At 69.7% G+C, this 22,873-nt stretch carries 21 protein-coding genes and 1 riboswitch; of the genes, 8 read left to right on the top strand and 13 right to left on the bottom strand.

Going from position 1 to position 22,873, the window contains the following annotated elements:
- Positions 1-36 precede the first annotated feature (36 nt).
- Entirely contained in the window at positions 37-2,946 is a 2,910-nt protein-coding gene (locus H0523_RS10910) for an autotransporter family protein (protein WP_231689792.1), read from the bottom strand.
- Positions 2,947-3,635: 689 nt separating this feature from the next.
- On the opposite strand from H0523_RS10910, the gene H0523_RS10905 reads away from it, so the two are divergent.
- Both H0523_RS10905 and H0523_RS10900 read left to right on the top strand, forming a co-directional pair.
- Positions 3,636-5,255, top strand: coding sequence for a methyl-accepting chemotaxis protein (locus H0523_RS10905; RefSeq protein WP_054431575.1), 1,620 nt, complete (start codon positions 3,636-3,638; stop codon positions 5,253-5,255).
- Positions 5,256-5,417: 162 nt separating this feature from the next.
- Positions 5,418-5,564 carry a hypothetical protein gene (locus H0523_RS10900; protein ID WP_156350092.1) on the top strand — a complete coding sequence of 49 codons (147 nt, stop codon included), beginning with the start codon at positions 5,418-5,420 and terminating at the stop codon, positions 5,562-5,564.
- Positions 5,565-5,603: 39 nt separating this feature from the next.
- On the opposite strand, the gene H0523_RS10895 is transcribed toward H0523_RS10900, so the two are convergent.
- The 4 genes from H0523_RS10895 to H0523_RS10880 all read right to left on the bottom strand — a co-directional run bounded on the left by H0523_RS10895 (position 5,604) and on the right by H0523_RS10880 (position 10,952).
- Positions 5,604-6,350, bottom strand: coding sequence for a fimbria/pilus periplasmic chaperone (locus H0523_RS10895; RefSeq protein ID WP_054431574.1), 747 nt, complete (start codon positions 6,348-6,350; stop codon positions 5,604-5,606).
- A 47-nt stretch (positions 6,351-6,397) separates the two neighbouring features.
- Complete coding sequence (locus tag H0523_RS10890; RefSeq protein WP_231689774.1) at positions 6,398-8,860, bottom strand: fimbria/pilus outer membrane usher protein; 2,463 nt, start codon at positions 8,858-8,860, stop codon at positions 6,398-6,400.
- Positions 8,861-9,044: 184 nt separating this feature from the next.
- Positions 9,045-9,617 carry a fimbrial protein gene (locus H0523_RS10885; protein WP_054431572.1) on the bottom strand — a complete coding sequence of 191 codons (573 nt, stop codon included), beginning with the start codon at positions 9,615-9,617 and terminating at the stop codon, positions 9,045-9,047.
- A gap of 543 nt (positions 9,618-10,160) precedes the next feature.
- Positions 10,161-10,952, bottom strand: coding sequence for a sulfite exporter TauE/SafE family protein (locus tag H0523_RS10880; protein ID WP_369815768.1), 792 nt, complete (start codon positions 10,950-10,952; stop codon positions 10,161-10,163).
- A 72-nt stretch (positions 10,953-11,024) separates the two neighbouring features.
- Between H0523_RS10880 and H0523_RS10875 the strand changes: the two genes are divergently transcribed.
- Together H0523_RS10875 and H0523_RS10870 are read left to right on the top strand one after the other, a co-directional pair.
- Positions 11,025-11,690, top strand: a complete 666-nt coding sequence (locus H0523_RS10875; RefSeq protein WP_054431570.1) for a response regulator — start codon at positions 11,025-11,027, stop codon at positions 11,688-11,690.
- Positions 11,687-12,952: a sensor histidine kinase gene (locus tag H0523_RS10870; protein WP_054431569.1), complete on the top strand. Its 1,266-nt coding sequence runs from the start codon at positions 11,687-11,689 to the stop codon at positions 12,950-12,952. The genes H0523_RS10875 and H0523_RS10870 overlap by 4 nt, the downstream gene beginning before the upstream one ends.
- On the opposite strand, the gene H0523_RS10865 is transcribed toward H0523_RS10870, so the two are convergent.
- The 7 genes from H0523_RS10865 to H0523_RS10835 form a co-directional block, all read right to left on the bottom strand.
- The gene (locus tag H0523_RS10865; RefSeq protein ID WP_054431724.1) at positions 12,888-13,523 is read right to left on the bottom strand and encodes an IbrB-like domain-containing protein; all 636 of its coding nucleotides are present in this window, start codon (positions 13,521-13,523) and stop codon (positions 12,888-12,890) included. The two genes, H0523_RS10870 and H0523_RS10865, sit on opposite strands and share 65 nt — an antisense overlap.
- Positions 13,408-13,956 carry an N-acetyltransferase gene (locus tag H0523_RS10860; RefSeq protein ID WP_156350090.1) on the bottom strand — a complete coding sequence of 183 codons (549 nt, stop codon included), beginning with the start codon at positions 13,954-13,956 and terminating at the stop codon, positions 13,408-13,410. Before H0523_RS10860 ends, H0523_RS10865 begins: the two co-directional genes overlap by 116 nt.
- Entirely contained in the window at positions 13,953-15,176 is a 1,224-nt protein-coding gene (locus H0523_RS10855; protein ID WP_054431567.1) for a DUF3440 domain-containing protein, read from the bottom strand. Before H0523_RS10855 ends, H0523_RS10860 begins: the two co-directional genes overlap by 4 nt.
- A gap of 207 nt (positions 15,177-15,383) precedes the next feature.
- Positions 15,384-15,947 carry a manganese efflux pump MntP gene (mntP, locus tag H0523_RS10850; RefSeq protein WP_054431566.1) on the bottom strand — a complete coding sequence of 188 codons (564 nt, stop codon included), beginning with the start codon at positions 15,945-15,947 and terminating at the stop codon, positions 15,384-15,386.
- 4 nt (positions 15,948-15,951) lie between these two features.
- Positions 15,952-16,131, bottom strand: a riboswitch (yybP-ykoY riboswitch).
- A 43-nt stretch (positions 16,132-16,174) separates the two neighbouring features.
- Positions 16,175-16,546, bottom strand: a complete 372-nt coding sequence (locus H0523_RS10845; RefSeq protein WP_054431565.1) for a tRNA-binding protein — start codon at positions 16,544-16,546, stop codon at positions 16,175-16,177.
- A 54-nt stretch (positions 16,547-16,600) separates the two neighbouring features.
- On the bottom strand, positions 16,601-18,220 hold the full coding sequence (locus H0523_RS10840; protein WP_054431564.1) for a PQQ-binding-like beta-propeller repeat protein: 1,620 nt from the start codon (positions 18,218-18,220) through the stop codon (positions 16,601-16,603).
- Positions 18,221-18,351: 131 nt separating this feature from the next.
- Positions 18,352-18,597: a hypothetical protein gene (locus H0523_RS10835; RefSeq protein WP_139122249.1), complete on the bottom strand. Its 246-nt coding sequence runs from the start codon at positions 18,595-18,597 to the stop codon at positions 18,352-18,354.
- 446 nt (positions 18,598-19,043) lie between these two features.
- Between H0523_RS10835 and H0523_RS10830 the strand changes: the two genes are divergently transcribed.
- From H0523_RS10830 to H0523_RS10820, 3 genes are all read left to right on the top strand, one after another.
- A complete protein-coding gene (locus tag H0523_RS10830; protein ID WP_054431563.1) occupies positions 19,044-19,238 on the top strand; it encodes a hypothetical protein in 195 nt (64 codons plus the stop codon).
- Between the two features lie 30 nt (positions 19,239-19,268).
- Positions 19,269-19,754 (top strand): GNAT family N-acetyltransferase, encoded by a 486-nt coding sequence (locus tag H0523_RS10825; RefSeq protein WP_054431562.1) that lies wholly within the window; start codon positions 19,269-19,271, stop codon positions 19,752-19,754.
- A 178-nt stretch (positions 19,755-19,932) separates the two neighbouring features.
- On the top strand, positions 19,933-20,565 hold the full coding sequence (locus H0523_RS10820) for an FMN-binding negative transcriptional regulator (RefSeq protein WP_054431561.1): 633 nt from the start codon (positions 19,933-19,935) through the stop codon (positions 20,563-20,565).
- A 102-nt stretch (positions 20,566-20,667) separates the two neighbouring features.
- Here H0523_RS10820 and H0523_RS10815 read toward each other — a convergent pair whose 3' ends face one another.
- Positions 20,668-21,930, bottom strand: a complete 1,263-nt coding sequence (locus tag H0523_RS10815; protein WP_054431560.1) for an MFS transporter — start codon at positions 21,928-21,930, stop codon at positions 20,668-20,670.
- A gap of 91 nt (positions 21,931-22,021) precedes the next feature.
- Here H0523_RS10815 and H0523_RS10810 point away from each other — a divergent pair, with 91 nt between their 5' ends.
- Positions 22,022-22,765 carry an ArsR/SmtB family transcription factor gene (locus tag H0523_RS10810; RefSeq protein WP_054431559.1) on the top strand — a complete coding sequence of 248 codons (744 nt, stop codon included), beginning with the start codon at positions 22,022-22,024 and terminating at the stop codon, positions 22,763-22,765.
- Positions 22,766-22,873 lie beyond the last annotated feature (108 nt).

The raw sequence follows: 22,873 nt of genomic DNA, 5'->3' as shown, positions 1-22,873 counted from the left end.
GGCGCTTGCCGTGTCGATGGAGCAGGCCGGCCCGCGTCAATCGAACCAGTACCGCAGCCCCGTCGACAACACCGTGTTGGCCAGGCCGCCCTGGCCGAACTGCAGATCGCCCTGGATGAACCACGACACCCGGTTGCCCAGCAGCGAGTGGGCGCCCAGGCCGAGCCAGCCGGTGTGGCGCGGCAGCCCGATGCCCTGGACCTGGAATGACGCGTCGGGCGCGCCCGCGAACGCAGCGGTGAAATCGAGCGGCGTCGCGTTGCCATAGCGGTACGCGCCATAGCCGCTGAAGGTGGTGGCGCCGCCGGCCCAGTCGAGCGGCGACGATTGCAGCCGCAGGCCGAGCAGCGCGGCGCTCTGGCCGTAGGACTTGGCGTCGGCCTTCAGGCCGAAGGCGCTGTCGCGCTCATGGATCGCGCCGCGCCGCAGGTGGTCGTGGGACAGGCCCACGAACGGCGTCAGGCGCGTGCCGTCCAGGTCGAACGCATGGCCCGCCTCGACATACAGCGAGATCAGGCGGTCATCGCGGCCGCTGTCCAGGTGGTCGGCGCCGCCGGCCAGGATGTCGCGCTGGATGTCGGCGTGGATCCAGGCGTGGCCGGCGCGGCCCGCCACATACGGCCCGCCGTCAGCGCCGTAACGGCCATAGAGCGACAGGCCGGTGCCCTGGCTCCTGGCGCGGCCGCCGTAGCGGTCGAAGTCCGCCTTGGCCTCGGACCAGTTGAACGCCACGCCGACGATGCCGGCATCGCCCAGGCGTTGGTCGACGCCGAACTGACCGCCGAACAGGCGCGTGTCGGCGCCGGCAAAGCCGGCCTGCCTGAGCCGGCCGTTGCCGCCGGCCATGTCGACCCAGGGCCCGGTCCGGGCGCCCGGCAGGGACAGGTCGTCGACGCGGTTGGACAGCACGCGGTTCACGGCTTGCGACTGCTGGAAGGTCAGCGCCTGCGACGAGGCGTGGATCTGTCCGCTCAGGCTGTCCAGCGCCGTGGCCAGCGCCGCCGCGTCGCCGACGGCCTGCAGCTTCGCCGCCGCCCGCATGAAGGTATCGCTGACGTTCGCGTCGTCGCCCAGCGCAGTCGCGTCGGCGGCCTGGAACGCCGTCTCGACGGCCTGCGCGGCGGCCAGGCGGCTGGTCTGGCCGGCATACAGGCTGTGCGCCACGGTGGCCACGTTGTTGCGCGCCACGTCCAGGTCGACCTGGGTCGCGGAGTAATTTGGGCTGACCGAATACAGCAGGCCCGCCGACCCGGCCACCGTGCCGAAGCGGCCGGCGACCTGTCCTGCCTTGAGGGCGGTTTCGCGATGCCGGACCAGGTAGGAATCGTCGGGCTTGGCGATCACCAGGCCGGAGTCGTTCAGGGCTGCCTGGCCGTCGATCGTGACGGTCGTGCCGAGCTGGATCGTCAGCTTCGCCTCCGGACGCAGGGCGTCGTAGTCCCGCATGATGTGCAGGCCGTTGCCGTAGGCCGCCAGCGCGCCGTTGTTGCGCACTGACCCGCCCGCCACGCCGCCGTCGGCGCCCAGCGCGCCGTCCGCCTGGATCGCGATGTCGCTGGCGACGCTGCCGTACAGCGTGAGGGTGCCCCGGTTGATGGTCGTGGCGCCGGCATAGTGGTTCGCGCCCCACAGGACCAGCTCGCCAGTGCCGTTCTTGGTCAGGCCGGCATTGCCGCCGATGTCATTGAAGAAGGCCGATTGCCGGGCATTGAAGTCGGCCACGAAATCGCCGCTCAGCGTCAGGCGCGTGTCGAACAGCGCCGGGCCGCGCACCGCGCGGTCCGGGTTCAGCCGGCCCCAGCCGAAGCGCGCGCGGTCGCCCATGTCGTCGGCGGTCGACAGCAAGGTCTGGCGCAAGGCGCTGTTGTCCATCCAGGGGTAGGCCTGCGACACCAGCGCCGCGGTCGCCGCGACCACCGGGGCGGCAAACGAGGTGCCCGTCAGCTTGGCGTCGTCCGGCGAGCGCGTGCTGATGCACCAGTTCGCCGCCACTCCGCAGGCGTTCGACCATGGCGCGAGGTTGCCGTCGGCCAGCAGCTGGGCCACCGTCAGCCAGCCGCGTTCGAGCGGCGGCGCGACATAGGGCGCGCCGGCCAGCAGGTAGGGGTTGGGCTGGGATTCGTTGCCGTTGGCCCAGATCAGCAGCTGGCCATTGCGGGTCACGGCGGTGTCCAGGATCGGGAAGAAGCTCATCACGATCGGTGAATCGGCCTTGGCCTGGTCGCCGCCAGGCAAGGCGTATTCGGGCTCGGTGGCGAAGGACCAGGAGTTGTTGACGATAGTGACTCCGCTCGCGGTCAGGGAAGTCAACCGGGCATGCAGCACCAGGGCATTGAACGTGGACGGCAGATTCGCCTGGTACAGGCCGATGCCCGTGGCCGAGCCCTTGGGGAAGCTGTCGCCAGCCACGACCTGGCCGCCGATGATGCGGCTGACAATGGCGCCGTGCGTCTTGATGGCGCCGTGCTCGTCGGTGGCTTCGGCGGCCTCGGGCGCGATGACCCGGCGCAGCACGCCCGCAATCGCCGCCTGGTGGTGGTCCGTGGTGGGATCGGCAGGGAAGCCATTGTCGATCACGCCGACGTTGACGCCGGCGCCATCGAAGGCTGCCGCGGCCGGCGCAACCGGCGTGGGCGAGGTGGGCCGCCAGCCAGCGATGCCGGCGCCGCCGGGATCGACCGGGGCGTCGGGATCGATCGGGGCCAGGGGCGGAGCGGGGTCCGCGGGATCGGGCGGCGTCGCGGGCGGAACCGGGTCAGGCGGTGCTGCCGGCGGCGTGGGCGTGACGGGGTCAGGCGGCGTCGCTGGCGGAGTGGGCGTGACGGGATCAGGCGGCGTCGCGGGCGGAGTGGGCGTGACGGGATCAGGCGGTGTCGCGGGCGGAGTGGGCGTGACGGGATCAGGTGGTGTCGCCGGCGGAGCGGGATTGACGGGATCGACCGGCACGGCGGGCGGCACGGGGTTGACAGGCGCGACAGGCGGAACGGGCGCGCCGACCGAGCCGGTCCCGCCGCCGCCACCCGTGCCGCCACTACCGCCGCCACCGCTACCCCCACCGGTCCCTCCCGCCCCTGGCAGGCTCCCGCCGGCATGGTCATGATCGCCGCCGCCACCGCCGCCGCAGGCGGCCAGGATGGCGAGGCTCAGGATCGAGACGGCGAGTCTGGACGCGAACGGGAGGGACGGCGGGTGACGCATGGCGGTGGAGCTTCCTCGAGCGTCGTGGCTGCCGACCATCGGGAACCTTTGACGCAATAAGAATGCCCACGCGTTGCGCACGCATGGACACCTTCGCAGCAATGCTCGTTGCCCTGCATTAACCCGCCATTAGCAGCGAGCGATGGCGCGGTTTGCCGTCGCAATATCGGACGCCAGAACGGCGCCGTCCTCGCCGTCGTGCGAATGCCGTATGCCTGGAAATTCAGTCTTACGTGGAGTCCTACTTATTAATGAAATCCATAATGTCATTAAGAAAATGCTTTATTTATTCGGTTGAACGGTCTGACAAGTCAGACGTTCCCAGGGGGATCCCTGGCTACCACCAAGAATCACGATTCTTGGTCCGGTTCAACACCGCCCCGGACAAGAGCTAGAGGCCATGCGCCATTCCGCCGGGGCAGATATAGGAAGTAAGCATGTTTCGGCTGTTCTCTGGTTTGCGTATTCGCGCCCGCTTGTCGGCGGCGTTCCTGTTGGTGGCGGTGCTTGGGGGGGCGATCGGCGCCTTCGGCGTCTGGGGCATGGCCCATATCAACGCCATGAACAGCGAACTCTATGACGTCGAGCTGCGCGGATTGTCCGAAATGAGGGAGGCCAACATACAACTGGTCTACGCCGGCCGCGCCCGCAACAGCTACCTGGCGGCCTCCACCGAGCGCGAACGCCAGGCCGTGCGCAAACAGTTCGACGATGCCGTGCAAGCCCTGGACAGGCTGCGCGAACGCGCCGACGGCTATTACCACACCCCGCGGGGGCGCCAGTTGCTGAGCCGCTTCAAGCAGCTTGAAGACGCCTGGAAGCGTGACGCCGAGGCCTTCTTCTCCGCCGCCAGCGCCCTGCCGCCGATACAGAAGGACCCGCGCGCCGCCGAGATCGAGCAACACGTGATCGCGTCTTCGGAGAAGCTGGATGCGCTCTTGAGCGAACTGGCGGCCAACAAGGAAGAGGTCACGGCGGAATCGGTCGCGCAAGCGTCTGGCCTGTACCAGCGCGTGAGCGATTTCATGATCGCGCTGTCGATCGCCGGCGTCGTGCTCGGTCTTCTGCTGGGCTGGCTCATGACGCGCGGTATCGTGCGCCCGCTTGGCCAGGCCGTCGACGCCGCCCGGCGAGTGGCCGCCGGCGACCTGACCGGCGACATCCGCGTCGCTACCCGCGACGAGACCGGCGACCTGATGGCCGCGCTGCAGGCCATGAACCACAACCTGGCGGGCATCGTGCGCGACGTGCGCGACGGCTGCGAGGGCATCGCCTCGGCCTCCTCCGAGATCGCCCAGGGCAACGCCGACCTGTCGCAGCGCACCGAGGAACAAGCCGCCTCACTGGAGGAAACCGCCGCCTCTATGGAGCAACTGACCGGCACCGTGCAACTGAACGCCAGCCATGCCGGCCAGGCCGAGCAGCTCGTCACCCAGGCCTCGGCCGTGGCGGTGCGCGGCGGCAACGAGGTCGACGGCGTGGTGCGCACCATGGAGGCCATCTCCGACAGCTCGCGCCGCATCGCCGATATCACGAACGTGATCGACGGCATTGCGTTCCAGACCAACATCCTGGCCCTGAATGCCGCGGTCGAGGCCGCGCGCGCGGGCGAGCAGGGCCGCGGCTTTGCCGTGGTGGCGGGCGAGGTGCGCACCCTGGCGCAGCGCTCGGCCGTGGCCGCCAAGGAGATCAACGCCCTCATCAACGAGTCCGCCAGCCGCGTCGAAGACGGCGCGCGCCAGGCCGACGCCGCCGGCCGCACCATGCGCGAAGTGGTGGCCAGCGTCGGCCAGGCCGTGACGCTGGTGCGCGAAATCGCCGGCGCCTCGGCCGAACAATCCACCGGCATCGGCCAGGTCAACCAGGCCGTGGCGCAGATGGATGGCGTCACCCAGCAGAACGCCGCGCTGGTGGAACAGGCCGCCGCCGCGGCCGCCAGCCTGCGCGAGCAGGCCGGCCGCTTGACGCAACTGGTCCGGCGCTTCCAGGTCGATGCGACCGTCGGCGCGCGGGTCCTGGCGGTGCGTCCGCTGCCCGCGCTGCCGGCGGCGAAATAAGAGTGAATCGTCTCATTAGTGCGAATAACGGAACACACTGTTCCGTTCATGGGAAATTTGGCGGAATGTAACTCCGGCAAAACAATTTCCCAGTCCATGCGCAAACCCCGAGTTGCATCGAGCGGGCGCTTACGCGCCGCACGCACGCATTGGCGCCCCTTCGTGCTTGGGGTGCTGATCGTGTTCACCGCCGCGGCAGTCTGCGGCCTGTACCTCCATGGCTCGCATCAGGGCGAACACGCCGCGATGGCCATTGGCTGGACCCTGGTCGGGATGCTGGCCATCGCCTACTGGGTCTGTCGACGCTGAGGGCGAGGCGGCGGGCAGGCGGGGCCACGCCGTCTTCGCCTATTCACTTATCCGCTCCTTGAACACGCATTCCCCCGCCGCGCAGCGGTAGCGGTTCATGCGCAGGCCGCCGTAGTCGTCCACATTGCCCAGCATCAGTTCCGTGGCGCTCGCGGGCAGTTGCGCTTTCAGGGTCTGCTCGGAGAACGGCGCCAGCATGATGGGGGCATCGAAGCCGGGCAGCCGTTGCTTGACGGTCTGGCCCAGCCAGATCACGGTAGCGTAGTAGGGCGAGGCGTTCTTGAGCGTCAGCGTGTGGCCGTCGGTGCGCGCCTGCAAGACCTGCTCCGGCGCCGCCTCGCCGCGTTCGGCGAGATTGGCCGGCCGCAGGAACAGCTTGAGCTGGCTCTGTGTGGTCAGCTGCAGGATGCTGGCGTTCTTGTCCTTGGGCGCCGGCGGAATCTCGCGCACGTTGAAATAGAACAGCGTTTCGCGGTCCTGCGGCAGGCGCGCCTTGGCGGCGGCGTTCATCTGCATGATCCGCACCTGCGCCTTCTTGCTCGCGTCGATGCGTTGCAGCGGGGGCAGCGCCAGCAGGTCGTTGGTCATCTTGCCGTCGTGGTCCTCGATCCAGGACTGCGCCAGGTAAGGCGTATCGGTGCTTTCATTGGTCAGGACGATCGACACCGATTTCTGTTCGGCGCCCATGATGATGCGGGTGCGGTCCACGTTGACCGCGGCCTGGCCAGCTGCGGGCAGAGCCAGCAAGGCGCCAAGAATCGGTCCGGACATATGGCTGATTTTCATGTCTGTGCTTTCAAGGGAGTCGTCGTGGGATGCGGGGAGGCCTCGCCTCATCGGCAGGGCAGGGGCTGCGGGCCTTCGGCCAAGGCCGCGGGGTCGGGCAGGGTCAGATGGCATTCCTTTTCGCCGGCCCAGGTCACGGTGAGCGCGTCGCGGTCTTCCGCTGCCACGCCGGTCAGATAGACCAGCCCGTCGTCACCCACCATGCCGGCTGTCCTGCCGGTGCGGGTGGACAGCACCAGGGCGCCCAGCGGCGGGCTGTGGCCGTCGGCCAGCCGCACGTGGCCCAGCACCTGCTCGCCCTGGCTGGCGCGGACGCGCGAGTAGCCGATGGCGCCTTCGGTCAGCACCTGGCTGATGATCGAGTCGGCCACGTCCACATCGTCGGGCAGGGCGTTCACGTCCACCGCCACGCTGCTTTCGTGGTAGCTCGACACGCTGTTGACCACGGCGATGCCGAAGCGGTTGGTGACGCCGCTGCCGTTGTCCACCGGCACGCCGCCAATGCCGTCGGTGTCGACCATCAGGCGCGGTTCGTTGCCGGCGGCCGGCTGGCCGAACGCCGCGCCGGCGGCCGTGGCCGTCAGCGAGCCATACCAGTTCAGGCCCACGTTGCGGTATTGGCCGGGCTGCATGGTGAAGTCGGCGCTGGCGCGGCCATAGGGCGTGCGGGTCTGGATGTTGCCGCTCACGTTCTGGCGCTGGGCGGCGCCGCTGCGCTCGTCGCTTGCGCTCAGGTTCCAGGTGGTGTCCGCGCTGCTGAAGTCGGTGTAGCTGGCGGTGTGCTGCATGCGCCCGTTGCCGCTGTTCTGGTAGCCATAGCTGGCCTGGCGGTTGTCGCCCAGGGGAATGCTGACCATGGCGTAGATCTGGTTCTCGGTCTCGCCGTAGAAGCTCTGGGTGCGGGCGAACGACAGCGACAGGTTGACGTTGCGCAGCCAGCCGAAGCTGGCGTTCTTGTTGAGCGACAGCATGTAGTGGTTGTTGGTGGCGCCGTCGTTCCAGTAGTTCAGCCGGCTCAGCGACAGCGACACGCTCATTTCCAGCGGACGGATGTATTGGCTGTACGCCACCGTGTAGCTTTGCTTCTCGTCGCGGAAGTACTCGCCACGCATGGCCGCGCGCGAAATGTATTCCTGCAGCGACAGGAAGTGCCGCCCCGAGAACCGGTAGCCCATGAAGGCGATGGTGCTGCCCAGGCTGTCGAAGGTCTTGGCGTAGTTGACGCGGTAGCTGTAGCCGATGCGGCGCGGCGCGTTCGAGAACGGCAGTTTTGCATCCGAGCGGGTCACGTCGGCCGACAGTGCGCCCAGCACTCCCAGGTTCTGGCCGGCGCCCAGCGCCAGCGCCTGGTAGTTGCCGTTGGTGGCGATCACGCCGCCATACAGCGAGGTGTCGTTGAACGCGCCCCAGGTGGCCTCGCCCATCACGAAGCCGGGGGCCGCTATCTGGTTGTTGGCGCGGCCGCCGAACAACGGCCGTCCGGCCGACACCTGGTAGCGCAGGTTGCCCTTGCGCGTCATGAACGGCACGCTGGCCGTCGTGATCTGCCAGCTGCGGGTGCTGCCGTCGCTTTCCTGCAGCGTCACGTCCAGGTTGCCGCTGATGTTGCGGTTCAGCGCGGGCAGCACGAAGGGGCCCGGCGACACCCGCGTCTGGTACAGCAGGCGGCCGTTCTGGCTGACCGTCACCTGCGCGTTGCTGTTGGCGATGCCGGTCACCTGCGGCGCATAGCCCTGCAGCGACGGCGGCAGCATGCGCTCGTCGCTGGCCAGCGTGACGCCGGCGAAGCGGAACGAGTCGAAGATGGAGGATGACAGATAGGTCTGGCCCAGCGTCAGCTTCGCGCCCCACTGCGGCAGCGGCCGGAACAGGTAGGTCTGCGGCAGGCTGAAGCTGGATTGCGAGGCTCCTCGGCTGTCGTAGCGGTTGTATTGGTAATCGCTGCGCAGGCGCCATGCGCCCAGGTTCACGCCGGCGGTGCCGTACAAGGTGTAGCTGCTCGTGTTGCCGCCTTGCTGCGCCATGTAGCGGTTGGCCAGCAGGTTGTAGTCGAGAATCACGCCGTTGACGCCGTCGCTCCAGCGCGCCGGCGGGACCCAGTCGGGGTCCTGGTATTGCAGCCAGGCCTGCGGCAGCGTCACGGTCAGCGACTGGCTGTCGGGCCGGTACTCGACCTTGCTGTCGGGCGTGTCCAGGTCGATGCAGGGGCCGGCCTCGGTGTTGACGTTGGCCAGCCGCGCCACGGCGTCGTCCTTGAGCGTCAGCATGTCGAGCATCGCCGGAGTGATACAGAACACACTGCCGTCGTCGATCACCGGCACCACCTTGACCAGGTACTGGCCCTGGATCAGGCGCTGATTCAGGTAGAAGTCGACCAGATAGCTGCCGGGCGCGAGGTAGCCGTCGCGGCTGAAGCTCGACAGGTCGATGTTGCGCTTGTCTTTGGTATTGAGAAAGCCGCTGCTGAATTCCGTGGCCTGTGCCGACAGCACAAAGGTACTGATTGCCATGAGTGATGCCAAGCGGGCCAGGATCATGATGTCTTTTGCCGTATCTCCGGCCTCAGGGATTGCCGGAAAACCTCGGCAGCGATGTGGCGGCGCGGCCACCTCGGTACGGAATGGAGGGCGTCGGATACCCCCGCCGCGTGGGCGGCGGGGTTCTCGGGCGCGGGGAGTCGCGGCGGCGGGCCGCTTAGAAATACGTCAACGTATAGGTCACCGAGCTGTTGACCGAGCCGGCGGCGCCCACGCCGGTCGCCATCAGGCGGGCGAAGAAGTTCAGCACGTTGCCGTTGCCAGTCGTCATCTGCTGTGCGGTCGCCGCCGTCGGGGCGGTGCCGATCTTGATCGGCGTGTTGTTGTCCTTGTCGAGCAGCTGGACCACGACGTTGGCGGCATTGCCGGTGTTGGTGAGATAGCCCGACGCCGGGGTGGTCGAGGCGCCAGTGAACGTCACGCCAATCTTCGACAGCTTGCCGTTCGGGTTCGGGCTAGTGCCGGTATCCGTGTCAAACGTGCACCCCATCAGGTGGACGTTGATCGGCACCGAGGTGGAGAACTTGCCTGTGGTGGTCAGGTCTTTCTTGGAGACCTGGCCCAGATCGATGGCCAGGTTGGAATCCGCGGCCGTGATGCTGCAAGGCGCTTCGGTGACCGAGCCGGTGAACGTGATGGTGCCTTGGCCGAAATCACCAGCGGCGAACGCCGCGACCGGGCCCAGGAGGGCGGCGGTGGTTGCGGTGGCGAGGAGCGTCTTCTTAAACATGGATAGTCCTTATTGATATCCGAGGGGGGGCTTGCCTGCGCTGGATGCCGCGCAGTGGTTGAAAAAAACGGATGCGCCGGGCGCAGAAAATTATGGGTCGGCTTGGCGCCGGTTTTTCTTCCGCCCGAAAGGGGATCTATTTCATTCGCATGGAATGTCGAGGCGTTTCGCGGTTCGTCGGGGACGGCGATGCGGATGTGCCGCTCGCGGCGTGGGGGCGCTTGTTCACGCGGCGGAACAAGGGTCGGCCAAGGGTGGCGTGAACGCGGGCGGCGGGCGCGGATGCGGCGAGGCGAGCATGAAGCCAGGCCAGGCGGGCGGGGCCGCGCTCGAGCGCCACGCGTGCAGAGGGATATGAGATATTTCCGTCATGCTGGCCATCTTGCATGGTCCGGATTATCTGAGCGTTAACTCGCATCAGATCGGAAGCCGCGGCGGTGCCGGGGCGCGGCGCCCAGGCGGGGCGCTCGGGGAAGCGGTGTCAGGAAAGCGCGGGCGATCCCGGGGCGCCGCAGGGCGCCCGGGTGGGGCGCCGGACGGGCGTCAGGCGCGCCAGGCGAGCACGGCGGCGACCACCACGCAGACCGCGGCGAACACCCGTTGCAGCACCGCTTGCGGCACGCGCGGCGCCAGCGTGCGGCCGGCCGCCATGCCGGCGATGGCCGCCGCCACGAAGGCCCATTGCGCGGCCGAGAGCGTCAGGCCGTGCAGCAGCGCGGAACTGACCGTGGCGGCCGATACCAGCGCGATCACCATGAGCGAGGTCGAGACGATGCTGATCATGCGCGCGTCGCTGAAGTGCGTCAGCGCCGGCACGATGATGAAGCCGCCGCCCACGCCGAGCATGCCGGTGCACAGGCCGGATACGGCGCCGATGCCGCCGAGCGTGGCGGCCGTCAGGCGGTTCCAGACGAAGCGGCCGGTCTCGGGCGAGAGGCGGCAGGCCTTGGGCGGGGCGTCGGCCGCGCCCGGGGCCGGCGCCTGGCGGCGCGACTGCTGCACCATGCGCGCGGCCACCAGCAGCATCACCGCCGCAAAAGTCAGACTAAGCCAATGCGCCGGCAAGCGGCGCGCCAGCGACAATCCCACCGGTGCGGTCAGCGCGCCCACCGCGGCCATCAACAGGGCGGCCTTGTAGCGCACCAGTCCGCGCATCAGGCCCTGCAGGGCGCCGACCGCCGACGCGATGCCCACGGCGATCAACGCCACCGGCGCCGCCTGCGTCAGCGTCAGGCCCAGTCCGAACATCAGCGCGGGCACGGCCAGGATGCCGCCGCCGGCGCCCGTCAGGCCCAGGGAGACACCGATGCACAGTCCCAGCAGGGTCGCGGTCATCATGATTAATTACTTTTGGCAATTAGCTTATTACTTCAAATAAGTATAGCGCGCCGGAACGGAGAGCCCGCCATGCGGATTTTGTTGGTCGAGGATGACGCCTCCATCGCCCTGGCGGTGCAGGCCGGCCTGGGGTTGCAGGGCTTCGTGGTCGATGCGGTCGGCGATCTGCGGCAGGCCGACCTGGCGGTGCAGACCTCCCACGTCAGCGCTTGTGTGCTGGACCTGGGCCTGCCCGACGGCGACGGCGTGACGCTGCTGGCGAAATGGCGCGCGCGGCGCCAGAACCTGCCGGTGCTGGTGCTCAGCGCCCGGTCGGGGGTGGCGCAGCGCGTCGGCGCCCTGCGCGCGGGCGCCGACGACTACGTCCTCAAGCCGTTCGACCTGGACGAACTGGGCGCGCGGCTGCAGGCGCTGATACGGCGCGCCGCCGGCCATGGCGCCGACCGCATCGACCACGGCCGCCTGACCCTGTTCCTGTCGCGCGGCGAAGTGCTGTGCGACGGCCGGCGCGTCACGCTGCAGCGGCGCGAGCTGGCGCTGCTCAAGACCCTGCTGCAGCATCCCGGGCAGATCCTCACCATGGACCAGCTGCGCGACAGCCTGTATGGCTTTGACGACCGGGTCGAGAGCAACGCGGTCAACGTGCACATCCACAAGCTGCGCCGCAAGCTGGGCGCCGACCTGATCGAGACGGTGCGCGGCTGGGGCTACCGCCTGGGGATGCCGGCGCCATGAGCCTGCGCGCCCGCCTGTTGCTGCTGCTGGGCGCGGTCTGGCTGGTGTTCGGCGGCGCCGTCACGCTGTGGGCGTTCCAGCATGCCAGCGCCGAGCTGGACGCGGCCCTGGATTCGCGGCTGGCGGCATCGGCGGTGATGGTGGCGCGGCTGATGACGCAATGGCCGCGCGCGCCGCGGGAAGACGCCGTGGAGATGGCGGCCGCGGTCGGCCTGCCGTTGTGCGATGGCCTGGCTTGCGAAGTCAGCGGACCTGCCGGCGACGCGCCGGCGCGGGCGCGGGCGCCGGGCGGGCCGGCGCTGGATGGCGCGCCGCTGGGGTTCGGCCTGCTCGCGCACGCTGGCGGCCCGTGGCGCACCTACGCCATCGAACGCGACGGGGTGCGCATCGCCACGGCCGGCCGCATGGACATCCGCGCGGCCCTGCACCGGCAGATGGCCTGGATGGCGCTGCTGCCCGGCGTGGCCGGCCTGCTGGTGGGGGTCGGGCTGCTGTGGTTCGGCGTCGGCCAGGGCCTGGCGCGCCTGTCGCGGCGCATGGCGGACATGCTGCTGCGCGAACGGCATTTCTCGGACCACGCGGCGCACGAGATGCGTTCGCCGGTGACGGCCATCAAGGCGCACCTGCAGGTGCTGGAACGCTTGCCGGCGACCGTCGGGGACGCGGCCAGCCGCCAGGCGGTGGCCCATGCGCTGCAGGGCACCGCGCGGCTGGAGCGCCTGATCGAGCAACTGCTGATGCTGGCGCGCGCCGACGATGACGGCGCCGACGCGGCCTGCGACGCGCTCGCGGTGCTGGCGCGGGTGGCCAGCCGCAAGCCCGCGCGGGTGCGCTGGCACCTGCCCGCCGGCCAGCCCTGGGCGGCGCTGCCGGATGCGCTGCTGGATTGCGCGGTGCGCAATCTGGTGGACAACGCGCTCAAGTATTCGCCGGCGCAGGCCGAGGTCGAGGTCCGCGTCTCGGTCGTGGCGGCCGACCTGGTGGTGACGGTGCGCGACCGCGGGCCGGGGCTGACCCCGGCGCAATGCGCGCAGGCGGTGGAACCTTTCTGGCGCGGCGGGCGCCAGGGCGAGGGCGCGGGGCTGGGGCTGTCGATCGTGGCCGCCATCGCGCGACGCCACGGCGGCACGCTGGCGCTGGAGTCGGCGCCGGGCGCGGGCCTGCGCTGCCGCCTGAGCGTGCCGCTGGCCGCCGGCGTCAGTCCCAGGAGCGCGAATAGCGATGATCGAGAAACAGCTCGGGCAGGCCCGACACCTGTTTGAAGCGCAGGACCTCGTCGTCGTCCATGCCGAGCTGGCGGGCGATGTCGGCCTCGTTCCAGCCGGCACGGAGCAGGCGCACGACGATGTCGGTCATGGGCATCACGCCGTGCACGCCGCGGGCGCGGTTGTGGCGGATGGTGGCGGCGATGCGGTCGGCGGCGCCGGCGCGCCCGGGGCGGATCGCCACGATGGGCAGATAGCCCTGCAGGCGCTGGCGGATGGGGCCCTTCTTCTTGCCCACGCGCTGGCGGTGGAAGCCGTCGACGACGACGTAGCGGTCGGGGCCGGCCTGGTGCGCGACGATCGGCTGGGTGTAGCCGTCGGCCTCGATCGACAGCTCCAGCAGCCGCATTTCCGGCGGCGCGACGCTGTTGGGGTTGTAGTCGTTGGCTTCGACGGCCTCGCCGGGGATCCATTGCACGCAGTCGACCGGCTCGGCGGCGAAGGGGCTGTGTTCATGCAGGCACAGGCGGATCCGGTTGATGGCTTCGATCCGTTGCCGGATCGGCAGGCTGTCCAGTTCGTTGAACAGCATCCTGGCCCGGTTCTCCAGGCTGTCGAGAAGTGGCATGCGCATTCCTTTTCAAGGTGGTCCAGTTGCCGCGGCTGGTGTGGGGCTGGAAGCCGTATGGTTGCAGCAGCGCGGCGCTGAGCCAGGGCACGCGCAGGGTGCAGGGCTGGTCCAGGTCGTCGATGTAGTCGAGCACGCGCTGGCGCAGCGCCCGGAACAGGCCGAGCTGGCGCGCTTCGGGGCGGATGTAGCCGTCGCGGATGCGCACCGTGCCGCTTTGCAGTTCGATGCTGATGAAGCCGAGCACGCGCGCATGGTTATGCCGCCGGACGATGAACCAGCGGTGCCGGGGACTGTCGTTCAGGGGATAACCGCCGCAGTCGCGGCGCACCGTGGCGCTGGCGAAGAACCGGCCCATCTGCGCGAAGAAGGCGGGCTCGTCGTCGTATGAGCGCAGCAGCAGGAAATCGTAGTGTTTCAGGGGATGCGTCATGGCGCGGAGCGGTGCGGGTCGGGAAGCAGGCTGTCGATGTCGCGGCGCGCCGGGCCGAAGGACAGCGAGCGCGCCATGTCCTGCTTGAGCAGCGACAGGCCGATGCGGCGCCAGGAGGGCTGCACCTTGCGATTCTCGAGGTCGGGGATGCCGGCGTCGGGCCACATCGCCAGCGGATGGCCGCGCTGTTCCCACCAGGCGATGAAGACGTCGATGCGCCGCGTGTACACCTGGCGCAGCGCAACGGGCATGCTGGCGAGCAGGAACTGGCTGTACTGGCGCCAGGTGTCGAAGGTGGGCGGCAGGCCCAGCCCGCCGCGATAGCCGAGGAAGCGCTGGCGGCAATAGCGCGCCGCGTAGTTGGCGCCCTGTACGCGCTTGACCGTGCGGAACCAGGTGGCGGGTTCGAGCTTGTGGAACAGGTCCAGCCCCTTGCGCTGGTCGTCGCCGTAGGGCTGGCAGATGCGCATCTGCGAATACGGCACGCCGGCGCGCAGCATCTGGTCGTAGAGGCGGTTGTAGGCGTGACCGTTTTCGCCGGTGTAGCGCCACAGGTCTTCGAACTTCCAGTCGTAGATCGGGAAGAAGGTGACGGCGTTGTCGCGCTGCTTGTCGCGGGTGCTCCAGGCCAGCGGCTTGTGCGCGCCGGGCGGCGTCCAGGCGCATTTCTTGGTGCGGCGTTTGACGGCGAGATAGCGGTTGAGCGATTCGTCGGAACGGATGCCGACCAGGAACGCGGTGGTCGCGTCGCGCGCCAGCCAATGATTGAATTCGGGCACGAATTCCTCGAATTCCATGCGATGGCGGTAGAACGGGAAATAGCCGGGATCGTTGATGACGGACGGATGCCGCGGCAGCGGCCGGATCCAGTCGGCCTCGCGGCCGGGCTCCCAGGCGCACCAGTAGGGTTCGCGCAGGCTCGAGGCGTTGCGCAGGTTGATCGGCAGGCAGATCCACCAGGGGTGGACGTCGGCGCGATCGAACATGGCGGTGACGTGGGCGATGGTGGCCTGGTATTGGCCTTCGAGGTCGATGAAGACCGCGTGCACCGGGCCGCGTCCCATTTCGCGCGCGACCTCGAGCGCCAGGTGCAGGGTGACGGAGCTGTCCTTGCCGCCGGAGAAGGCGACGCAGACCCGCTCGAAGTGCTGGAACACCAGCCGGATGCGGGCCTTCGCGGCTTCGTGGACGTCGAGGTCGCGGTAGTGTTTCAAGGCCATGGGGGGAGCATCCTGTTCGCGTCGTTCCCGGCCCGGCGCGCGGGCGGGCGCTGCGGCGCGCCGATGCGCCCGGGCAGGGGCGGATCATGCATATGCGCTGCAACAAGCGTGTGAGGATAGCCCGATCCCACGGCGCGATCGGGGTCATTCCGTCCGCTATTTTCCGAGAGATCGGCGCGCCCGCCACGCGTGTGGCGGGCGCGCGTCTTACGCCTTCAAGTGCTCGTACAGGATGGTGGCGCCGATGCCGATCAGCGCCAGGCCGCCCAGCACCTCGGCGCGCTTGCCGGCGACGTTGCCGACCAGCCGGCCGATCATGACGCCCAGGGTCACCATCAGCATGGTCGCCAGGCCGATGGCCAGCGCGGTGACGGCGATGTTGTTGTCGATGAAGGCCAGGCTGACGCCGACGGCCATGGCGTCGATGCTGGTGGCGAAGCCGGTGGCGGCCAGCAGCCAGAACGAATGGCGGCCGACCGGCGCGGCTTCTTCGTGGTCGGCGCCCAGGCCGTTGCGGATCATCATCGCGCCCAGGATACAGAGCATGCCGAAGGCGATCCAATGGTCCCAGTCCTGCACGAAGCGGGCGGCCATGGAGCCGAGCGCCCAGCCGATCACGGGCGTGATGGCTTCGATCACGCCGAAGATCACGCCGGTGCGCAGCGCTTCGGACAGCCGTGGCTTGTGCAGGGCGGCGCCTTTGCCGACCGCCGCGGCGAAGGCGTCGGTGGACATGGCGAAGGCCAGGATGAGGGTGGAAAGGGCGTTCATGCGGGAGAGGCTCCGACCGGGCGAAACACACAGACTTTCCATATCGCCCGGTCAGAAGCTATGGAAAAGTCCGTGGTCTCGCCAAACCGTGTCGGTTGCCGGCGCCATGGCCAGAAGGGCCAAGAGTGTTGACGCGGGCGCTTCCGGACGGGGCCGGAAGAGGCTACTCCCCAGGGAGGCTTGCAGTGTAGCAAAGGGCGCGGGGCGCCGGGGCGAAATTTTCAGGTTCAGGTCAGCCGGGCGCCGTTGGGCACGTCCAGCTCGGGCGTGACCAGCACGGTCTGGTCGGCGGCGTCGGCCAGCCCCAGCACCAGCACTTCCGAGCGCACCGGGCCGACCTGGCGCGGCGGGAAGTTGACGATGCCGAGCACGCGCTTGCCCGGCAGTTGCTCGAGCGTGTAGCGGCCGGTGATCTGCGCCGAGCTTTTCTTGACGCCGACGCCGGCGCCGAAATCAATGGTCAGCTTGTAGGCCGGCTTGCGCGCCTCGGGAAAGGGATCGGCGGCGATGATGGTGCCGACGCGGATGTCGACCTTCATGAAGTCGTCGAAGCTGACGGTGGGGGCGGGCGGGGTGGCGGGGTCCTGGGTGTAGTGCATGGGCGTGGGCGATCGGTTCAAGGGGGGCGGGCGGCGATGCCCGCGATGGCCCCATCATGCCAGATCGATGCCGCCGCGGGTCGGGCGCAGGGCGGCCAGCGCGGCCAGGTCGACGAGCGCGATGCGGCCGTCGATGGCGCCGACGGCCAGTCTGCCGCCGTGCGCGGCGAGGGCGTAGAGCACGGTGGCGATGCCGCCGATGCGGACCCGGGACGCCAGCAGCAGGTCGCCGCTGTCCGCGTCGATCAGCATCAGGGTGCCGTCGAGGAAGGCCGCCAGCACCAGGCCGTCGGCCACGACGATGGCGCTGGCCGAGGCCGGGGTGGCATGGCGCCAGCGTTCCTGGCCGCGCGCCAGCGACTTGCGGTAGATGAAGCCGCGATAGGCGTTGCCGACCGTGGGCGAGTAGTGCTTGCCGGCGATCACCAGGCCGGCGCCGAGCGCGTCATCGACGTAGGCGCCGCGGCATTCCATGGCGTGGCTGGCGGGCGTGCCGTCCGGCTTGAGCAATGGCCACAGGCGTTCGAGGCGACCATCGGCGTGGACCCGGCACAGGTGCTTGCCTTCGTGCGAATCGGGCGGCGTGCCCTGCACCGTGAACAGATCGGGCGCGCCGTTGATGCCGATGTAGTGGTTGAAGCAGTCGTAGTGGCCGAGATCGAGACGCCGTGCGTCGGTCAGCGTGGCATCGAGCAGGACGTCGCCGGCGCCGCGGCGGCGCGCATCGATGCGGTCGCGGCGGCCGAGCAGGCGGCCGTCGGCGCTGGCGCAGAAGGTGTATTGGCCATCCTCGTCGCGCAGCGTCGTCAGCTCGCCGTCGCGCAGCGCGTACAAGCGCGAGTCGCGGCGGAAGCGGTCGGCGGGATCGGGCGGGGCGATCGCGTGCACGACGAGCGGCGTGGTGCGCAGGATCTCGGCGCCGCGGCCGCCGCCGTCGTGACGCGCGAGCAACGCGCCGTCGGCGCGGTAGCGCTCGAGCAGGCAGCCGTCGTGGACCGCGGCGAGCGTGTCGGCGTCGAGCCACGCCAGGTCCCAGATGGCGCCGCGCAGGCCCAGGTCGGGCAGGCCCAGCCATTGCGCCAGGCGCGAGGCCGGGTCGCCGTCATCGCGTGGCATGGCCGGGTCGAGGACGGCGGCGGCGGGGTCCAGGTCCGGCGTGACGGGCGCGGCGTCGGCCTCGGCCCATACCGGCAGCAGCGTTTCGAAAGCGGGCGGGACGTCGCCGTCCTGCTCGTCCCACGATTCATCCCAGGGGCGCACCCAGGCTTGGATGCGGCCGTCGTCGAGGTAGCGGCAACGCACCACTTCGGGCACGTTGAGGAAGGGGCGGCGGCTGGCGCCGCTTTGCCAATTCCAGGCGATCAGTTCGCCCTCGAACAGATAGCCGCCGTCGTAGCTGCCCGCGCCGATGGCGATGACGGGCTGGTCCGGATGGAAGGCGACGTCGTTGATGGGCAGGCGCGGCGCGTCGCAGGCCGCGAACGGCACGGGATCGCCGCGGCGGTAGAGGCCGACGCGGTAGCGCAGCGCGGCGCCGCCATAGGCGGCGCGCGCAGGCGGATTGATCAGGAGGGGAAAGGCGGAGGCCACGGCGACGATGTCGCCGGCCGGGTGGAAGAACACGCCGGTGATCCGGCCGGCGCCCCGCAGCGCCGGATTCATGAACGCGTTCATGATTGATGCGGCCGGCGTCCCGGGGCGCGCGGCGGATTCAGGCCTCGCGGGCCGCGCACCGGCCGCGCGAAGGCGGCGGGGATCGGCGCGGTGGCGGGCGGGCGCATGGGTGGACGGCCGTCAATGACGCGTCATGATTTGGCGGCGGCGGCCGTGGTGGCGCTTTTCTTGCCGCGCGGCTTGGCCGCGGGCGTTTCGCTCACCGGCGGCGTGTCGAACTCCTGTTTGTTTCGTTCGCCCCGCGGGGTGTTTTCCGGATGGGGTTTGGGAAAGGCCCAGGGTTTCGTTTTCTGATCCATTGCTTGTACTCCTTGCACAGGCGGAACAGTAGCATTTGCCGTGGCCGTGAGTAAGTGAGGGTTGACGTCAATATTCATCACATCGTGATATGAGGAAAGCGGAGGGCGCGGCGCCGCGGGTGCGGTGCGGCGGGCGATGGCGCGGCGGGCCGGCTACCCTACGACCACCGCGGCGGCGCAGCGTTCATTTCTGGAGGCGTTGTGTCTGGATTTCGCCGCATGAGCGCATTGCGTGAATGGCCCGTGCGGGCCGCGGCGTCATGGCGGCGCTGGCGGGAAGCCGCGTCCGCGGCATCCATGCAAGGGACCGCCGCGGCGCCTGCCGCGATGCTGGTCCCGGTTGCATCCGATCATTTTACCTTGGCCGCGCGGCGCCCTGGCCTGGCGGGCGAACAGCGCGCTCGATGCGGCGCAAAGTCGCCATCCGGCGCGGGGTCGGACTCATCCATTTGCGTCGCTGAAAGCAGTAGTCGCGGCCGGCGCGGGCGGGACTACGATGGGGCCGTGCACATAGGGAGGGAACTATGGACACGACCAAGGAATGGTACGCCGCCGTCAAGGAATGGCAGCGCGCGCGCGACGAATTGACCGCGGCCGTCGCCGCGATCAAATGGCCCGATCCGACGGCGGCCTGCCTGGCCACTTACGACCGCGCCTATGCGCATGAAACGGCCGCGCGCGAGCGCATGAACCAGGCCTACGAACGCGTCCGACGATAGGGCGCGCGCGCGGTTGCTACACTGCCGCGCATGACGCAAACCCGGACTTCCCTGACGATCCGACCGGCGCGCCCCGACGATGTGGCGGCGCTGGAGGACATATTGACGCAAACCTATGAAGGCACCTGGCGGCCGCAGATGACGCCGCAGAAGTACCAGCACTTCCTGGATAGCGGCAAGATCCCGCAATACGTCGCCGAGCGCGGCGCGCGCTTCCAGGTGTGCGAGGCCGGCGGCCGCGTGGCGGGCATGGTGGACTGGGAGAAGAACTTCATCTGGGCCCTGCACGTGCATCCGGCGCAGCAGCGGCGCGGGGTCGGCGCGGCGCTGCTGGCGCTGGCCGAGGATGGCATGCGCGCCGCCGGCTTCGGCGAGGCGCGGCTGGAGACCGACACCTTCAATACGCAGAGCCGCGCGTTCTACGCCAAGCATGGCTATGCCGAGGTCGACACCTATCCCGACGAGGAATGGGACAGCGGTTTCACGACGGTGCTGCTGGTGAAAGCGCTGGCGTGATCCGGCGGGCGGTGGCGGGATGCGCGGGTGCGATCCGTTGATGTGATCGGCTGCCGGCGGCGCCGTCGCCGGGGAGCCACGCGCATTGTGGCTCCATGAATTGAGGGTTATATGGCTCTGGCAATGGAGCCAGCGCGGCGCTATGGTGTGTGTTTCCCTTTCCCGCGCCTATTCCGCCATGTACCTGCCGTCCGCCTTCCGTGAAGATTCCCTCGAGGTCCAGCACGATTTCATCCGCGCGCATCCCCTGGGGGTGCTGATGACCAGCGGGGAGGGCGGGCTGATGGCCAACCACATTCCCTGTCTGCTGTATCCGGAAGGGCCGCACGGGGTGCTGCGGCTGCACATGGCGCGCGCCAATCCGCAATGGAAGGAACTGGCCGCCGGCGGCGACTGCCTGCTGGTGTTCCATGGCGCGCAGGCCTACATCACGCCGTCCTGGTACGCCACCAAGGCCGAGACGCACAAGGTCGTGCCGACCTGGAATTTCGTCGCCGTGCATGTGTGGGGCACGCCGACGGTGCACGACGATCCCGTCTGGGTGCGCGCGCAGATCGGCGCGCTGACCGAAGCGCAGGAAAAGGCGCGGGTGCAGCCCTGGCGCGTCGAGGATGCGCCCGAGGATTTCATCGCGGCGCAGATGCGCGCCATCGTCGGCGTCGAAATCGCGATCACGCGCATCGAAGGCAAATGGAAGGTCAGCCAGAACCGCACCGTGGCCGACCGCCAGGGCGTGGCGGCGGGGCTGGCCGATGAACAGGGCGACGCCGTGATGGCCGGACTGGTGGCGCGTCGCGGCGGGCTGGCGTGACCGGCGGGCGCTGCATCGCGGCGGATGAAGCATGGCGGTTGCACGCCACGGCTGGAATCACACGGGTTGACCGACACCGATCGAGGCCTGCAGGCGGCCCGATCAGGCCGCGCTAGCCGCCTGCAGGCGCCGCTGGCGCGCGGCGCCGCGGCCCCACGCCAGGCAGGCGATGGCCGCCGCCTGCAGCGCCGCCGCCACCGCGAGGAACCAGAACAGCGGATGCTGCTCCTGGCCGGACAGCGTGCGCAGCACGCCGAACACGGCGGGCGCGAAGGCATAGGCGCCCTGCGACATGGCCACGATCAGCGGCACCACCCGCGCCGCGTCCTCGCGCGCGAATTCGGCCTGCGCGATCAAGGGCGGCAGCGAGGTGGCGTTGCCGATGCCGGCGCCGAACAGCAGCACGCCCGCCCACACCGCCCAGGCATGGTCCACCGCCAGCATCAGCACCAGCGAGCCGGCGATCTGCGCGCCATAGGACAGGCAGGCGATCAGGCGGCGGTCGGCCGAGGCCGGCATCAGCCAGCCCACCAGGCTGCGGCCGGCGATGGCGCTGGCGGTGGCCAGGCCCATCGCGATGCCGGCGGTCTGCGCGCCCAATAGCGGCGCCAGCAGCGACAGCAGGTGCGCGATCAGGCCGATCTGCGCGAACAGCCCCAGCGCCATGCCGGCGCCCAGCGACAGGAAGGCGCGGTCGCGCCACAGGCGCGGCACGCGCGCCAGCGCGGCGGCGGCGGCCTGCGCCGGCGCGTCCGGCGGCACGCCGTCGGGATGCTGGCCGAGCTGTTGCGGCGTGACGGCGAACACCTTGCGCGCCAGCACCGCGATCACCAGCACCATCGCCGCGCCGACCCACCAGGCCGCCTGCGCGAAGCCGTAGCCCGCGATCAGGAACACCCACAGCGGCGAGAACACCACGCCGCCGATGCTGGCGCCGTTGTAGGCCATGCCCAGCGCGGCCGGCCGGCGCTTGACGAACCAGGGCGAGATCAGCGCGTTGACCGCCGCCGCGCCCAGCGTGACCCAGCCCATGCCGGAGAACAGCGCGGCCGCGTACAGCTGCCATGGCGCGGCCGCGCGGGCCCATCCCGACACGCCCAGCGCCAGCGCGATGGCGCCGGCCAGGGTGACCGCCGGCACGCCCCAGCGCCGGTACAGGCGCGGCAGGTTGGCCACGATCAGCGTGCCGCACAGGAAGTGCAGGGTGACCGCGGCCGACACCAGCGCCACGCTCCAGCCGGTGCGCTGCACCACCGCGTGCAGGAACACGGGCGGGCCATAGAAGCCGACGCCCCAGCCGAAGATGGCCAGCACGAAGGTGGCGTAAAGGACTTTCCGGCCGAAAAAACGCAGTGGGGTGTGCATGGCAAGCGGCTGGCGATGGCGCCGGCTGTTTTGTTGGGATGACTCGCAGTATGCTTGGCCCTGTAGACAACACTTTGGCCGGGACCGAATCATGGAATCCGAGTTCGCCGATATCAACCTGTCGGCCGTTGCCGGCGCGATCGCCGATCCGGCGCGGGCGCGCATGCTGTGCGTGCTGCTGGACGGCCGCGCCCGCACCGCCACCGAACTGGCCGCGGCCGCCGAGATCGGCGCCTCCACCGCCAGCAGCCATTTCCAGCGCCTGCGCGAGCAGGGGCTGGTGGAGCAGGCGGCGCAGGGCAAGCACCGCTATTACCGGCTGGCCAATGCCGAAGTCGCGCGCGCGCTGGAGGCGCTGCTGGTGGTGGCGGGCGCCGAGCGCACGCCGTTCAAGCCCAACACGCCGTCGGCGCTGCGCGAGGCGCGCACCTGCTACGACCACATGGCTGGCACGCTGGCCGTGCGCATCCACGACGCGATGCTGGCGCGCCAGTGGCTGGCGGCCGATGGCCGCGACTACGCGCTGACGCCGCTGGGCGAGGCCTCGCTGGCGCAGGTCGGGGTCGACGTGGCGCAGGCGCGCCAGCGCCGCCGCCGCTTCGCCTGCCCGTGCCTGGACTGGAGCGAGCGCCGCTCGCATCTGGGCGGCGCGCTCGGCGCCGCGTTGCTGGAGGCGCTGCTCGCGCGCGGCTGGATCGACAAGGACCTGGATTCGCGCGCGCTGTCGGTCACACGCAAGGGCGCGCGCCAGTTTCCGGCGTTCTTCGGCATGCCCGACGAGGCCTCCGGCGATAGCGCGGACTGGCGCCGTAGCGGCGGCCACGCCGCGGCCTAGCCCGTCATGAAATCGCTTTGCCGCGGACGAGAGGCCGCGGCGGTTTCCGCACGACCCCATCGACATCACGCGTCGCCCCTTGGCCGGCAGGCCGGGCCGGCGCACGCA

Source organism: Achromobacter insuavis (genome assembly GCF_902859645.1).
In the GTDB taxonomy this organism is placed as follows: Bacteria; Pseudomonadota; Gammaproteobacteria; order Burkholderiales; family Burkholderiaceae_B; genus Achromobacter; species Achromobacter insuavis.
Note: the sequence above shows the minus strand (reverse complement) of the source record. Positions and strands in the feature narration are given on the sequence as shown.